This window comes from Streptomyces sp. NPDC093568 (assembly GCF_044764945.1).
In the GTDB taxonomy this organism is placed as follows: Bacteria; Actinomycetota; Actinomycetes; order Streptomycetales; family Streptomycetaceae; genus Streptomyces.
The window spans coordinates 88,209-101,155 of sequence record NZ_JBIWJD010000007.1 but is presented as its reverse complement, the minus strand read 5'-3'; the positions used below and the strand labels follow the sequence as shown (position 1 = coordinate 101,155).

The following is a 12,947-nucleotide window of genomic DNA, read 5'->3' as shown; positions in this document are numbered from 1 at the left end:
CGGGAGCGCGGCGTCCTACGGCGACTCCACCCGCTGGGGCGCTTCCGCGGGCGCCTCACCGAACCGCGCCAGCACCAGGGCCCCCGCAACCGACACCACGAACCCCAGGACCGCGAGCCAGGCCAGCCCCTCCCGCGTCCGGTCCCCGAGCCACACCACCCCGACCACCGCCGGCCCGACCGTCTCCCCGATCACCATCGCCGCCGTCGCCACCGTCACCGAGCCCCGCCGCAGCGCCGACGTCAGCGCCAGGAACGCGGCCCCGCCGCCGAGCAGCAGGGCGTACGTCGCCGGATTCGTCAGCAGTTCCGCCGGCTCGACCGTGTCGATCAGCCGGACGGCCACCTCCACCACCCCGAAGCCGAACCCGGCCGCCAGACCGAGCACCAGGCCGCGCCCACGCTCCGGCAGCCGCCCCCCGGCCAGGCCCACGCCCAGCACGGCCAGCGCCACGCCGAGCATCGCGAACTTCAGCGCGTCGGAGCCCTCCCGGTCGCCCTCCGTCCCCGACGCGAGCCCCAGCATCGCCAGCCCGGCGCACACGACCGCCACCGCGCCCCACTCACCGCGGCTCAGCCGGACCCGGAGCAGCCGGGACGCGACCACCGCCGTCACCGCGAGACTGGACGCCAGCGCGGCGCTCACGGCGTAGATGGGAATGGACCGCAGGGCCAGCACCTGGAACACGAACCCCAGCCCGTCCAGGCCCAACCCGGCCAGATAGCGCCACTGCCGAAGCGCCCGCAGCAGCACGCCCGCCTCGCCGCCCCCGCCCTCCTGAGCGCCCGCCGTGCGTGCGGCCATCGCCTGCAGCACGGTCGCCGCACCGAAACAGACCGCCGCACCCAGCGCACACAACATCCCAAACAACACAAAGCGACTGTAGGTGAGCAGAGGAAGGGCACACCCCCCGACAGCCGCACTCTCAACGATCTCTAGGCTGTCTGCCTGACGAACCACGGACAACCGGACTTCTCGGGGGAGACACACATGGCGGAAGCGCGACGCCGACTGCGGTCGAGCACGGTCGTACTCGGTGGCATGGGAGTCATCGCCGCGGCCCTGACCTCCTGCAGCTCCGACCCGGACCGCCGCTGCGTCGACCGCGACAGCTACACCTACGAGGGCTACAAGGTCATCGCGGACAAGAACTGCAAGTCCGGCGCAGGCTCCGGCAGCTCGTACGGCAAGGGCGGCAAGAAGACGACGGGCCGCGGCTCCGACGCCGCCTGGTACTACGACGCAGACACCGAGGACGGCCGCGCCGACTACGGCACCTTCAGCCGCAGCGAGGCCGTCGACCGGGGCGGCTTCGGCTGCTCGGGCAGCGGCGGCGGCTGAGCGGGACCCGTACGAACATGGAGCGCCGCACGATCGAGCCCCGCCCCGGCTGGCAGCAGACCGTCGAGGAACAGGGGCTCGTCTACCCACTCACCCGCCACCCCGACAACTCCCTGCGCCCCTACTGGGACGAGAGCGCGTACTACGTGTTCTCCCTCCCGGAGGTCGAGGCGCTGGAGGAGGTCGTCGAGGAACTGCACCGCATGTGCCTGACGGCGGCCGAGCACATCGTCACCGAGAACCGCTTCGCCGACCTCGGCATCACCGACCCGCGCGTGGTGAACGCGGTCGCCGAGGCCTGGCGCCGCCGCGCCGAACTCCCCTCCCTCTACGGCCGCTTCGACCTGCGCTACGACGGCACCGGCCCGGCCAAGCTCCTGGAGTACAACGCCGACACCCCGACCTCACTGGTCGAGGCCGCCTCACCGCAGTGGTTCTGGATGGAGGACCGCTTCCCCGGCGCGGACCAGTGGAACTCCCTCCACGAACGGCTGATCGCCGCCTGGAAGAAGCAGTCCGCCCTGCTCCCGCCCGGCGCTCCCCTCTACTTCGCGTACTCCTCCGCCGACGAGCTCGGCGAGGACATGATGACCGTCGCCTATCTGCAGGAGACCGCGGAACAGGCGGGTCTGGACACCGGCTGGATCTCCATGGAGGAGATCGGCTGGGACCGCCTCTCCGGCCGCTTCGTCGACAACCGGCTCCGCTTCATCCGCAGTTGCTTCAAGCTCTACCCGTGGGAGTGGCTCACCACCGACCGCTTCGCCGACCACGTCCTCGACACCCTCGACAACGGCGGCGGCACCGGCAGCACCCTGTGGATCGAGCCCGCCTGGAAGATGCTCCTCAGCAACAAGGCGCTCCTCGCCATCCTCTGGGAACTCCACCCCGGCCACCCGAACCTCCTGCCCGCCTACCTCGACGGCCCGCGGGAACTCGCGAACACCACGGGCTACGTCGCCAAACCGCTGCTCGGCCGCGAGGGCGCGGGCGTGACCGTCCACGAACCCGGGGCCGAACCGGCCGTCCGCGAAGAGCCCTGCTGCTACCAGCAGTTGTCCCCGCTCCCCGCCTTCGACGGCAACCACGTCGTCCTCGGCGCGTGGGTCGTCGAGGACGAGTCGGCGGGTCTCGGCATCCGCGAGTCGTCCGGCCTGATCACCGACGAGTACGCGCGCTTCCTCCCGCACGTGATCCTGTAACCGCCGTACGCAGAAGGCGGGCCGGCTGCCCTCCGGCACGCTCACACCCCGAGCACGGCCCGCAACTGGGCCAGCCCCCAGTCCAGGTCCTCCTTCCCGATCACCAGCGGCGGCGCGATACGGATCGTGGCGCCGTGGGTGTCCTTCACCAGCACGCCCCGCTCCATCAGTTGCTCGCACACCTCCCGTCCCGTGCCGTGCTGCCGGGCGATGTCGACGCCCGCCCACAGACCGCGCCCGCGCACCTCCGTGACCCGGCCCGTCCCGGTCAACAGGCCCAACTCCCGGTGCAGATGCGCGCCGAGCTCTGCCGCCCGTGCCTGGAACTCGCCGGTCCGCAGCATCGCGATCACCTCCAGCGCCACCGCACAGGCCAACGGATTGCCGCCGAAGGTCGAACCGTGCTCCCCGGGCCGGAACACCCCGAGCACATCCGCCGACGAGACCACCGCCGACACCGGCACCACCCCGCCCCCGAGCGCCTTCCCCAGCACATACACATCCGGCACCACCCCCTCGTGCTCGCACGCGAAGGTCCGTCCCGTGCGCCCCAGCCCCGACTGGATCTCGTCCGCCACGAACAGCACGTCGCGCTCCCGCGTCAGCTCCCGCACCGCCGGCAGATAGCCGGCCGGCGGAACGACGACCCCCGCCTCGCCCTGGATCGGCTCCAGCAACACGGCCACCGTGTTCTCCGTCAGCGCCTCCCGCATCGCCGTCAGATCCCCGTACGGCACGATCTGGAAGCCCGGCGTGTACGGCCCGAAGTCCGCCCGCGCCTCCGAGTCGGTGGAGAAACTGATGATCGTCGTCGTACGGCCGTGGAAGTTGTCGGTGGCCACGACGATCTTCGCCATCTCCGCCGGGACGCCCTTGACCCGGTAACCCCACTTCCGGGCCGTCTTCACGGCCGTCTCCACCGCCTCCGACCCCGTGTTCATCGGCAGCACGCTCTCCATCCCGCACAGCTCGGCGAGCTGCTCGCAGAACGCCGCGAACCGGTCGTGGTGAAACGCCCGCGACGTCAGCGTCACCCGCTCCAGCTGCGCCCTCGCCGCCGCCACGATCCGCCGGTTGCCGTGCCCGAAGTTGAGCGCCGAGTATCCGGCCAGCAGATCCAGATACCGCCGCCCCTCCACATCCGTCATCCAGGCCCCGTCCGCCGTCGCCACCACGACCGGCAGCGGGTGGTAGGTGTGCGCGCTGTGCGCGTCGATCGCGGCGATCAGGGATTCGGTGGTGCTCGACGTGCTCACGGGGCTCTCCGTTTCCGCCACCGCGAGAGGCTCGTGCCCCGGCTCACGAGGCTCGCGGCCACTGTCCAGTTCCTGCCTCGCACGTGCTGTGCGTCCCCTTCCTATCGTGGCCCGCATGGTGGACGTGCGGCCATCGCGCGCCGAGGCCCCGGTAGGCTGATCGACGGGCCGTGACTGGCGCGCTGGGATGGACCAACCATCGGGGAGCGGCCCCTGGACCGACGTCCAGACCGAGTGCCGTGCGCCTGGGCCGTACCGTGATCGCTGCACACGACGTCCGGAGGTCCCCATGTCCGCCGAGCCCCTCTCCACCGAGTCCACCGCCTTCCGTTCCGCCCTCGACGTGATCCGCGCCGTCGAGCCGCGCGTGGCCGACGCCATCGGCCAGGAGGTCGCCGACCAGCGCGAGATGCTCAAACTGATCGCCTCCGAGAACTACGCCTCCCCGGCCACCCTGCTGGCGATGGGCAACTGGTTCAGCGACAAGTACGCCGAGGGCACCGTCGGCCGCCGCTTCTACGCCGGCTGCCGCAACGTCGACACCGTCGAGTCCCTCGCCGCCGAGCACGCCAAGGAGCTCTTCGGCGCCCGCCACGCCTACGTCCAGCCGCACTCCGGGATCGACGCCAACCTCGTCGCCTTCTGGGCCGTCCTCGCCGCCCGCGTCGAGGCCCCCGCCCTGGAGAAGGCCGGCGTCCGCCAGGTCAACGACCTCTCCGAGGCCGACTGGGCCGAACTGCGCCGCGCCTTCGGCAACCAGCGCATGCTCGGCATGTCCCTGGACGCCGGCGGCCACCTCACCCACGGCTTCCGCCCGAACATCTCCGGCAAGATGTTCGACCAGCGCTCCTACGGCACCGACCCCGCCACCGGCCTGATCGACTACGAGGCGCTGCGTGCCTCCGCCCGCGAGTTCAAGCCGCTGATCATCGTCGCCGGCTACTCCGCCTACCCCCGTCTCGTGAACTTCCGGATCATGCGCGAGATCGCCGACGAGGTCGGCGCCACGCTCATGGTCGACATGGCCCACTTCGCGGGTCTCGTCGCCGGCAAGGTCCTCACCGGCGACTTCGACCCGGTCCCGCACGCCCAGATCGTCACCACCACCACCCACAAGTCGCTGCGCGGCCCGCGCGGCGGCATGGTCCTGTGCGACGACTCCCTGAAGGACCAGGTCGACCGCGGCTGCCCGATGGTCCTCGGCGGCCCGCTCCCGCACGTCATGGCCGCCAAGGCCGTCGCCCTGGCCGAGGCCCGGCAGCCCTCCTTCCAGGACTACGCCCAGCGCATCGTCGACAACTCCCGCGCGCTGGCCGAGGGCCTGATGCGCCGCGGCGCCACCCTGGTGACCGGCGGCACCGACAACCACCTCAACCTGATCGACGTCGCCTCCTCCTACGGCCTCACCGGCCGCCAGGCCGAGGCCGCGCTTCTCGACTCCGGCATCGTCACCAACCGCAATTCGATCCCGGCCGACCCCAACGGCGCCTGGTACACCTCCGGCATCCGCATCGGCACCCCCGCCCTGACCACCCGTGGCCTGGGCACCGCCGAGATGGACGAGGTCGCCGCCCTCATCGACCGGGTCCTCACCACCACCGAGCCCGGCACCACCAGCAAGGGCGCCCCGTCCAAGGCCCAGCATGTCCTCGACGCGAAGGTCGCCGACGAGATCTCCCGCCGTGCCACCGACCTCGTCGCCGGCTTCCCGCTGTACCCGGAGGTCGACCTGGGCTGACGCCCGCCACGACGGGCCCGCGACCTCACCGATCCAGGTCGATCAACTCATGGCGCGGCCCCTGACGCGGGCGGTCCGGCTTCCTGCCGGGCCGCCGCGCGGCGTATCAGCAGCGTGCCGCCGACCCCCGCCGCGAACCCCACGGCCAGCCCCGCCACCGCCCACCCGGCATCACCGAGCACCGGGCCGGGTCGCTCACCGTCACCGGCAGCCGTGCCCCCGGCACCCTCGGCGAGCTCGTCCCGCCGCTCGCCCGTCAGCTCCGCCAGGTCCAGCCGCTCGAACACCGTGCGCGGGGCCCGATGCCAGCGGATGTCGTCGTCCTCCACATCCGGTGAGACATCCGTGCGCACCCAGGGTGTGCCGTCCCCGGCCACGAACAGCTGATCCTGCCTCTGCACGGCCACATCCCCTCCCGGCGCCCGATTCGTCTGCGGCCAGCCACCCACTCCCGTCAGTCCCCACACCACCGTGATCCGTATCGGCGGATGACGTCCCTGCGACCACTCCTGCGACACCCGCTCCGTCCCCACATAGGTCGGCTGGAGCAGCTGCCAGAGGCGGGCGAATGCCGTGTCGCCGGAGTGCAGCGTCGCGGTGCGTCCCGTGCCGCCCGCGATGATCATCGCCATGTCGGGGACGTCCTGCCCCTGGGCCGGGGCGGCCGCCCCGGCTGCCGCCGCCGCCCACAGGGCCAGTGCGGCCGACACCGCCACGAGCAGCATGCGCACCGCCCTGCCCAGGCCGGCCCTCATACGTCCCGAAGCTCCTGCCTCGGCCCCGGCTCACCCCGCAGGCGGTCCAGCGGCAGCCGCGTGGCGAAGGGGCGCAGGACCAGTGCGAGCACCGCTCCGGCTGCCGCGCCCGGCAGGGCCCACCACCAGTCGGTGCCCTCGCGCGACCCCGAGGCGGCCGGGGAGGCTCCGGTCACCCTGTCCCCGGCGTCCGAGGCGTCCGGCGGGGAAATCGCCGCGCCTCCGTCGGACGATGCCTTGCCCATCAGGCCCAGCTCCGCGAACAGGGCACGCAGCTGAGACGGATGATCGGCCCGGTGCCAGGCGCCGTTCGTCGTGGCGTCCAGGTTCATCGCGGTGTGTATCCAGACGGCCTGCCTCTTGTGAGCGGCGTAGACCTGGTCGAGCCGCCAAGGCGACACGTCGTGGACCATCCAGGTGACGTTGATCTGGCGGGCGGCCATCAGCTCAGCCTCCGGCGGCTTGTCGCGAGTGCCCTCGCCCTGTCCGCCGAGCAGCCGCGCCAGCGCTTCGTACTCCTCGTCGGAGTAGTACAGCGACGCCGTCTCCGTGCTCTCAGGTGCCACCAGGAGCACGCTCGTCGGGCCGCCGGCTGACGCGGGGGCCGCGGCACCCCACAGCACAAGGGCGAGCGCCGCGGCCAACGCCCCTGTCAGCGCCGTCAGTTCACGACACCGGCCCCTCCAGCCCCCGCGCAACCGGCCTTCCCGGCGGCAGACCCCGTGTCCCCACATCCGAACCCCCAACCCGAGCGATCCCCGTGCGGCCCGTCCCCGAGCCGCGTGTCACTTCTGGTACACCGCCCGCCCCGCCTGGGTTCCCACCCCGAACCCGCTATTTTCCGGACCCGCTGTCTCCGGATCCGCTAGCGCCCTACCTCCGATCCACCGCCTGGGAGGCCCTCTCGACCGACCGCGCGACCGCCAGCGCACGCACCTTCGACGCCACCCCTTCCAGCCGCAGCGCCACGGCCTCGCCCTCGGCCTCGCGGGTCCACAGCAAGGTCGGACCGGCCGTCCGCTCCTCGCGGGTGTAGTGCTCCCCGTCGGCGTCCACCAACCAGAACGTGAGCAGATGCGGTCGGGCGAACCACAGGGCCGGGTCGGGCATGCTGCCCGGCGAGGCGACGGGACCCGGCGAGATCCACTGCGGTTGCTCGCGCACCGTCTTGGCGAAGCCGATGTCCAGGCTCGCCCGCCGCTCGTCCAGCCGGATCGTGCGCCCGTCCTCCCGCCAGCACAGGCTCACCACGAACCGGCCCCGAGGCTCACTCGCCACGGCGACCGTGTCCGGCGCGCCGAGCTCCTTCGGGACCAGGGGCTCGAAGCCGGCCCGCTGCTCGGCCTGCGCGAGCGACACCGAGTGGCCGCAGCCGGGGACCTCGGCGCCCGGTGTGGGGACCGCCGACGGGTCGTAGCGCACCTCGACCCCGGCGAAGTCGAACCAGTCCAGCACCGCTGCCCGCACCGGGGGCGTGAGCACGAGCACCGTCAGCAGGCCGCACAGCCCCGCGGTCAGCGAACGCCACCGCGCCCGAGTCCAGCGCCGCAGCACCCGCAGCCGCTCCGCCGCACCGGGCGGCTCGGCCACCGGCACGGGCACCTGCTCGGCGAGTATCTGCCCCAGCACCCGCTCGACCATCGTCTCGGCGCCGTCCTGCGCACCCGGGGGGCCCAGCGAGCGCCCGAGCGCCCGCAGCTCCTCGGGCAGCCGGGCCGGGCCGACACGCCGACCGCGATCACGAGTTCCCGGACCACTGGCGCCTTCGTCCCCCCCGGCCGCGCCATGGCCGTACGCGCGCTCCCCGGCACTCTCGTCCGCCCCTCGCGCCTCACCGTCGTAGGACTCCCGTCCGTCACCCATGCTCATCACCCCCTTCCCGAGGCTGAAAATCCGGCAGCAGCCGCCCGAGCTTCCGCAGGGCGCGGTTCAGCCGGGATTTCACCGTGCCCCGGGGCCAGCCCAGGGCCTGGGCCGTCTCGGACTCGTCCATTTCCAGGAGATAGCGGTAGGTGACGACCAGGCGGTGCTCCTCGCTCAGCTGCTCCAGGGCGGCCTGGAGGGCGGCACGCCGCTCTATCTCCAGGGCCGCGACCGCCGGGTCCGCCGACTCCGGTATCAGCGGCTGCGCCTCCACCAGGGCCGCCTCGCGCCCGGCGAGCGTGCGCTGGCGGGCTGCCGTACGCACTGTGTTCCTCGTCTCATTGGCCACGATCGCCAGCAGCCACGGCTTGAACGCCGAGCCGTCCTTGAAGCGGCCCAGCGAGCAGTACGCCTTCACGAAGGCCTGCTGCACCACGTCCTCCGCGTCCGCACCCGCCCCGAGCGCCGCGGCCGCCCTGAGCGCGATGCCCGTATGGGCCCGCACCAGCTGCGCGTACGCCTCCGGCTCTCCGGCGCGTACGCGTGCGATCACCGCGGCCTCATCGACGATGCGGCCCCCCTCCCGCGTTCTCACACTCTTGTTACACCGCGGAAGACGGATCGGTTCCCATCTGTTTCCCACCAGTTCCGGAGTGGCCCCCGACACCTGAGAGAATGGTGAACATGGCCTCTGATCGACCCCGCGTGCTCTCCGGAATCCAGCCCACCGCAGGCTCGTTCCACCTCGGCAACTACCTGGGCGCCGTCCGCCAGTGGGTGGCCCTGCAGGAGACCCACGACGCGTTCTACATGGTCGTCGACCTGCACGCGATCACGCTTCCGCAGGACCCCGCCGACCTGCGCGCCAATACCCGCCTGGCCGCGGCCCAGCTGCTGGCCGCCGGGCTCGACCCCGAGCGGTGCACGCTCTTCGTCCAGAGCCACGTCCCCGAGCACGCGCAGCTCGCCTGGGTCATGAACTGCCTCACCGGCTTCGGCGAGGCGTCCCGCATGACCCAGTTCAAGGACAAGTCCGCCAAGCAGGGTGCGGAGCGGGCGTCGGTCGGCCTGTTCACGTACCCGATCCTCCAGGTCGCGGACATCCTGCTGTACCAGGCCAACGAGGTCCCGGTCGGCGAGGACCAGCGCCAGCACATCGAGCTGACCCGCGACCTCGCCGAGCGCTTCAACGGCCGCTTCGGCCCGACCTTCACCGTCCCGAAGCCTTACATCCTCAAGGAGACGGCGAAGATCTACGACCTTCAGGACCCGTCGATCAAGATGAGCAAGTCGGCGTCCACGCCGAAGGGCCTGATCAACCTCCTCGACGAGCCCAAGGCCACCGCCAAGAAGGTCAAGAGCGCGGTCACCGACACCGACACCGTCATCCGCTACGACGCCGAGAACAAGCCGGGCGTCAGCAACCTGCTCACCATCTACTCGACCCTCACGGGCGCGGGAATCGCGGAACTGGAGCAGAAGTACGACGGCAAGGGCTACGGTGCGCTCAAGACGGACCTCGCCGAGGTCATGGTCGAGTTCGTGACGCCCTTCCGGGAGCGCACCCAGCAGTATCTGGACGACCCGGAGACGCTGGACTCGGTCCTGGCCAAGGGCGCGGAGAAGGCGCGCGCCGTCGCCGCGGAGACGCTCTCCCAGGCGTACGACAAGGTGGGCTTCCTGCCCGCCAAGCACTGACCCCGCACCACGGCTCACGGCCGGAACACGGCCGTACCACCGCACAGCGCTGCACATCACTACGGTTGCGCCTGCCCGCAGCACAGTCGTGGCCGTACAGTCGATAGCCGGGCGGCCGCGTCAGCGGCCTCTCGCGCTCACCAACAGGGCACGGGTTCACCACCGGACGAGACGTCGTTCTCGCGGCGGACGAGCCCACGACAGACGACAGGAGACGACGTGGGGACCGTAACGATCGGCGTGTCGATCGCGGTCCCGGAGCCTCACGGCAGCCTGCTCCAGGAGCGGCGCGCGGGCTTCGGCGACGCCGCGGCTCACGGTATCCCCACCCACGTCACGCTGCTGCCGCCGACCGAGGTCGACTCCTCGCTGCTGCCCGCGATCGAGGCGCACCTCCTCGAGATCGCGGCCGCCGGGCGCCCCTTCCCGATGCGGCTGTCCGGCACCGGCACGTTCCGGCCCCTGTCGCCGGTCGTCTTCGTCCAGGTCGTCGAGGGCGCGGAGTCCTGCACCTGGCTGCAGAAGCAGGTCCGTGACGCCTCCGGCCCGGTCGCACGCGAACTGCAGTTCCCGTACCACCCGCATGTCACGGTCGCGCACGGCATCGAGGACGAGGCCATGGACCGCGCCTTCGAGGCACTCGCCGACTACGAGGCGAGCTGGTCCTGCACCGGTTTCGCCCTCTACGAACAGGGCGCGGACGGCGTGTGGCGCAAGCTGCGGGACTTCGACTTCGGCGGGTCCGTGGTGCCGCCGCAGGCGGGCCACGTCGAGCGAGGGTCCATTCCGGCGAATTAGCTCCGCCGACTGTGCCGTTCGGTCGACTGTGCCGTTCGGTCGTCACGACGTCCTCGTGGCCGCCTACACCGGCAAGTGCCGGAACACCGCACGCGGCACATGCCGCAGCGCCGACATCACCACCCTGAGCGCGCCCGGCACCCACACCGTCTCCGAGCGGCGGCGCAGACCGATCTCGATCGCCCGCGCCACCTCTTCCGGGGTGGTCGCCAGCGGTGTCTCCTCCAGGTCCGCGGTCATCTTCGAGCGGACGAATCCGGGGCGTACGACCATGACGTGGACGCCCGTGCCGTGCAGGGCGTCGCCCAGGCCCTGGGTGAAGGTGTCGAGGCCGGCCTTGCTGGAGCCGTAGATGAAGTTGGCGCGGCGGGCCCGCTCCCCGGCGACGGAGGAGAGGACGACGAGCGAGCCGTGGCCCTGGGACTGCAGCGCGCCGGCGCTGACCAGGGCCGCCGACACCGCGCCCGTGTAGTTGGTCTGCGCGACCCGTACCGCCTTCAGCGGCTCGCGTTCGTCACGCGCCTGGTCGCCGAGGATCCCGAAGGCGAGCAGCACCATGTCGATGTCGCCCTCGGTGAAGACCTTGCCGAGCACCGTCTCGTGCGACTCGGGGTCGAGCGCGTCGAACGCCACCGTGCGTACCTCGGCCCCCAGGGCGCGCAGACCGGCCGCAGCCTGTTCCAGCGCGGGCGACGGACGGCCCGCCAGCCAGACCGTGCGGGTGCGGCGTGCGATCAGGCGGCGTGCGGTGGCCAGCGCGATCTCGGACGTACCGCCGAGGACGAGCAGGGACTGGGGGAGACCGAAGGCGTCCTTCACGACAGCTCCTAGTTATCCGGTACCGGAGAGGGGGGTGATCTTCTCGCGGGTGCTACAGGCCCAGGCGGCGGGCCAGGTCCGACATGAACACCCCGCGCGGGTCGGCCTGCGCGCGCAGCGCACGGAACTCGGCCAGGCGCGGGTACATCGCGGCGAGCAGATCGGGCCGCAGCCGGGAGTCCTTGGCGAGGTAGACGCGTCCGCCCGCCGCGGCGACCTCCTCGTCCAGCGCGTCCAGGAAGACGCCCAGACCGGGCAGGCCGGCCGGGATGTCCAGGGCCAGCGTCCAGCCGCGCAGGGGGAAGGAGAGCCAGCCGGGGTCGGCGTCCCCGAAGCGCTTGAGGACGGCCAGGAAGGACGGGCAGCGGTGCTCGGAAAGGCGCCGGACGATCCGGCGCAGGGTCTCCTCCTGGCCGTGCCCGACGACGAACTGGTACTGCACGAAGCCGCCGCGGCCGTAGACCCGGTTCCAGTGGGGCACGCCGTCCAGGGGATGGAAGAAGGCGGACAGCTTCTGGAGCTCGCCGGTACGCGCGCGTGGCGCCCTGCGGTACCAGAGCTCGTTGAACCAGCCCACGGTACGGCGGCTCAGCAGCCCTTCCGGGAGGACGGCGGGCGGGGCCGGCAGTCGGGCGGGCCGGAAGGCCAGCGGGTCCCTACGCGCGCGCGTGTTGTCGCGCAGCGCCTCGAGGGGCGTGTGGTCGCCGCGGGTGAGGACCGCGCGGCCGGTCGCCGCGCCGCGGGCCAGCAGGTCGATCCACGCGACCGAGTAGCGGTAGTGGTCGTCGGCGGCGACCAGGCGGGCCATCAGGTCGTCGAGGTCCCGCCCGCGCTCGGTGGCGACGGTCATCAGCGAGGTCTCGACCGGCTGGAGTTGGATCGTCGCCGTCAGGATGACGCCGGTCAGACCCATGCCGCCGGTGGTCGCGTCGAACAGGGGCGTGCCGCGGCCGACCGTCTGGATCTCGCCGTCGGCGGTGAGGAGCTCCAGCGACAGGACGTGGCGGGAGAAGGTGCCCGAGACGTGGTGGTTCTTGCCGTGGATGTCGGCACCGATCGCGCCGCCGACCGTGACGTACCGGGTGCCCGGTGTCACCGGCACGAACCAGCCGAGCGGGAGCAGCACCTCGATCAGCCGGTGCAGGGAGACGCCCGCGTCGCACAGCACGATGCCGTTGTCCGCGTCGATCGCGTGGACGCGGTCCAGGCCGGTCATGTCGAGCACCGTGCCGCCGGCGTTCTGCGCCGCGTCCCCGTACGCCCGCCCCAGGCCCCTCGGGATGCCCCCGCGGGCTCCGCAGTCCCGTACGGCCGTCGCCGCCTCCTCGTACGTCCTGGGGCGGATCAGACGGGCGGTGGTGGGGGCGGTGCGGCCCCATCCCGAGACGGAGACGGAGACGGTGTCGGCAGCCATGTCGGCGACCGTAGCGTCCCTCTGCGGGCGATCAGTTCTGAAACATTCCTGCTCTCCCCGAAA

13 protein-coding genes and 1 riboswitch are annotated in these 12,947 nt (G+C 72.0%); of the genes, 5 read left to right on the top strand and 8 right to left on the bottom strand.

Annotated elements, in window-relative coordinates; translation table 11 throughout:
* Nucleotides 1-15: 15 nt before the first annotated feature.
* Nucleotides 16-861, bottom strand: coding sequence for a hypothetical protein (locus tag ACIRD7_RS27075; RefSeq protein WP_403458199.1), 846 nt, complete (start codon nucleotides 859-861; stop codon nucleotides 16-18).
* A 129-nt stretch (nucleotides 862-990) separates the two neighbouring features.
* Between ACIRD7_RS27075 and ACIRD7_RS27070 the strand changes: the two genes are divergently transcribed.
* Nucleotides 991-1,341: a hypothetical protein gene (locus ACIRD7_RS27070; RefSeq protein ID WP_403457669.1), complete on the top strand. Its 351-nt coding sequence runs from the start codon at nucleotides 991-993 to the stop codon at nucleotides 1,339-1,341.
* A gap of 17 nt (nucleotides 1,342-1,358) precedes the next feature.
* Nucleotides 1,359-2,543, top strand: a complete 1,185-nt coding sequence (locus ACIRD7_RS27065) for a glutathionylspermidine synthase family protein (RefSeq protein ID WP_403457666.1) — start codon at nucleotides 1,359-1,361, stop codon at nucleotides 2,541-2,543.
* Nucleotides 2,544-2,584: 41 nt separating this feature from the next.
* On the opposite strand, the gene rocD is transcribed toward ACIRD7_RS27065, so the two are convergent.
* Nucleotides 2,585-3,799, bottom strand: coding sequence for an ornithine--oxo-acid transaminase (gene rocD / locus ACIRD7_RS27060; RefSeq protein ID WP_403457664.1), 1,215 nt, complete (start codon nucleotides 3,797-3,799; stop codon nucleotides 2,585-2,587).
* A gap of 160 nt (nucleotides 3,800-3,959) precedes the next feature.
* Nucleotides 3,960-4,057, top strand: a riboswitch (ZMP/ZTP riboswitch).
* 31 nt (nucleotides 4,058-4,088) lie between these two features.
* Here rocD and ACIRD7_RS27055 point away from each other — a divergent pair.
* Entirely contained in the window at nucleotides 4,089-5,537 is a 1,449-nt protein-coding gene (locus ACIRD7_RS27055) for a glycine hydroxymethyltransferase (protein ID WP_403457663.1), read from the top strand.
* 47 nt (nucleotides 5,538-5,584) lie between these two features.
* Here the strand turns inward: ACIRD7_RS27055 and ACIRD7_RS27050 are convergent, their stop codons facing one another.
* The 4 genes from ACIRD7_RS27050 to ACIRD7_RS27035 all read right to left on the bottom strand — a co-directional run bounded on the left by ACIRD7_RS27050 (nucleotide 5,585) and on the right by ACIRD7_RS27035 (nucleotide 8,750).
* Nucleotides 5,585-6,292 (bottom strand): hypothetical protein, encoded by a 708-nt coding sequence (locus tag ACIRD7_RS27050; RefSeq protein ID WP_403457662.1) that lies wholly within the window; start codon nucleotides 6,290-6,292, stop codon nucleotides 5,585-5,587.
* Nucleotides 6,289-6,858: a hypothetical protein gene (locus tag ACIRD7_RS27045; RefSeq protein ID WP_403457661.1), complete on the bottom strand. Its 570-nt coding sequence runs from the start codon at nucleotides 6,856-6,858 to the stop codon at nucleotides 6,289-6,291. The genes ACIRD7_RS27050 and ACIRD7_RS27045 overlap by 4 nt, the downstream gene beginning before the upstream one ends.
* 307 nt (nucleotides 6,859-7,165) lie before the next feature.
* On the bottom strand, nucleotides 7,166-8,155 hold the full coding sequence (locus tag ACIRD7_RS27040) for a hypothetical protein (protein WP_403457660.1): 990 nt from the start codon (nucleotides 8,153-8,155) through the stop codon (nucleotides 7,166-7,168).
* Complete coding sequence (locus ACIRD7_RS27035; protein WP_403457659.1) at nucleotides 8,148-8,750, bottom strand: RNA polymerase sigma factor; 603 nt, start codon at nucleotides 8,748-8,750, stop codon at nucleotides 8,148-8,150. Before ACIRD7_RS27035 ends, ACIRD7_RS27040 begins: the two co-directional genes overlap by 8 nt.
* A gap of 89 nt (nucleotides 8,751-8,839) precedes the next feature.
* Between ACIRD7_RS27035 and trpS the strand changes: the two genes are divergently transcribed.
* Nucleotides 8,840-9,853 carry a tryptophan--tRNA ligase gene (trpS, locus tag ACIRD7_RS27030; protein ID WP_403457658.1) on the top strand — a complete coding sequence of 338 codons (1,014 nt, stop codon included), beginning with the start codon at nucleotides 8,840-8,842 and terminating at the stop codon, nucleotides 9,851-9,853.
* 219 nt (nucleotides 9,854-10,072) lie between these two features.
* On the top strand, nucleotides 10,073-10,651 hold the full coding sequence (locus ACIRD7_RS27025; protein WP_403457657.1) for a 2'-5' RNA ligase family protein: 579 nt from the start codon (nucleotides 10,073-10,075) through the stop codon (nucleotides 10,649-10,651).
* A gap of 63 nt (nucleotides 10,652-10,714) precedes the next feature.
* Here the strand turns inward: ACIRD7_RS27025 and ACIRD7_RS27020 are convergent, their stop codons facing one another.
* The gene (locus tag ACIRD7_RS27020; protein WP_403457656.1) at nucleotides 10,715-11,470 is read right to left on the bottom strand and encodes a decaprenylphospho-beta-D-erythro-pentofuranosid-2-ulose 2-reductase; all 756 of its coding nucleotides are present in this window, start codon (nucleotides 11,468-11,470) and stop codon (nucleotides 10,715-10,717) included.
* A 52-nt stretch (nucleotides 11,471-11,522) separates the two neighbouring features.
* Complete coding sequence (locus ACIRD7_RS27015) at nucleotides 11,523-12,884, bottom strand: FAD-binding protein (protein WP_403457654.1); 1,362 nt, start codon at nucleotides 12,882-12,884, stop codon at nucleotides 11,523-11,525.
* Nucleotides 12,885-12,947 lie beyond the last annotated feature (63 nt).

What these genes read in the sequence shown, in the direction of transcription:
- ACIRD7_RS27050 (WP_403457662.1), bottom strand. Translation starts at nt 6,292, where the DNA reads ATGAGGGCCGGCCTGGGCAGGGCGGTGCGCATGCTGCTCGTGGCGGTG.
- ACIRD7_RS27055 (WP_403457663.1), top strand. Translation starts at nt 4,089, where the DNA reads ATGTCCGCCGAGCCCCTCTCCACCGAGTCCACCGCCTTCCGTTCCGCC.
- ACIRD7_RS27015 (WP_403457654.1), bottom strand. Translation starts at nt 12,884, where the DNA reads ATGGCTGCCGACACCGTCTCCGTCTCCGTCTCGGGATGGGGCCGCACC.
- ACIRD7_RS27075 (WP_403458199.1), bottom strand. Translation starts at nt 861, where the DNA reads ATGTTGTGTGCGCTGGGTGCGGCGGTCTGTTTCGGTGCGGCGACCGTG.
- ACIRD7_RS27065 (WP_403457666.1), top strand. Translation starts at nt 1,359, where the DNA reads ATGGAGCGCCGCACGATCGAGCCCCGCCCCGGCTGGCAGCAGACCGTC.
- trpS (WP_403457658.1), top strand. Translation starts at nt 8,840, where the DNA reads ATGGCCTCTGATCGACCCCGCGTGCTCTCCGGAATCCAGCCCACCGCA.
- ACIRD7_RS27070 (WP_403457669.1), top strand. Translation starts at nt 991, where the DNA reads ATGGCGGAAGCGCGACGCCGACTGCGGTCGAGCACGGTCGTACTCGGT.
- ACIRD7_RS27040 (WP_403457660.1), bottom strand. Translation starts at nt 8,155, where the DNA reads ATGGGTGACGGACGGGAGTCCTACGACGGTGAGGCGCGAGGGGCGGAC.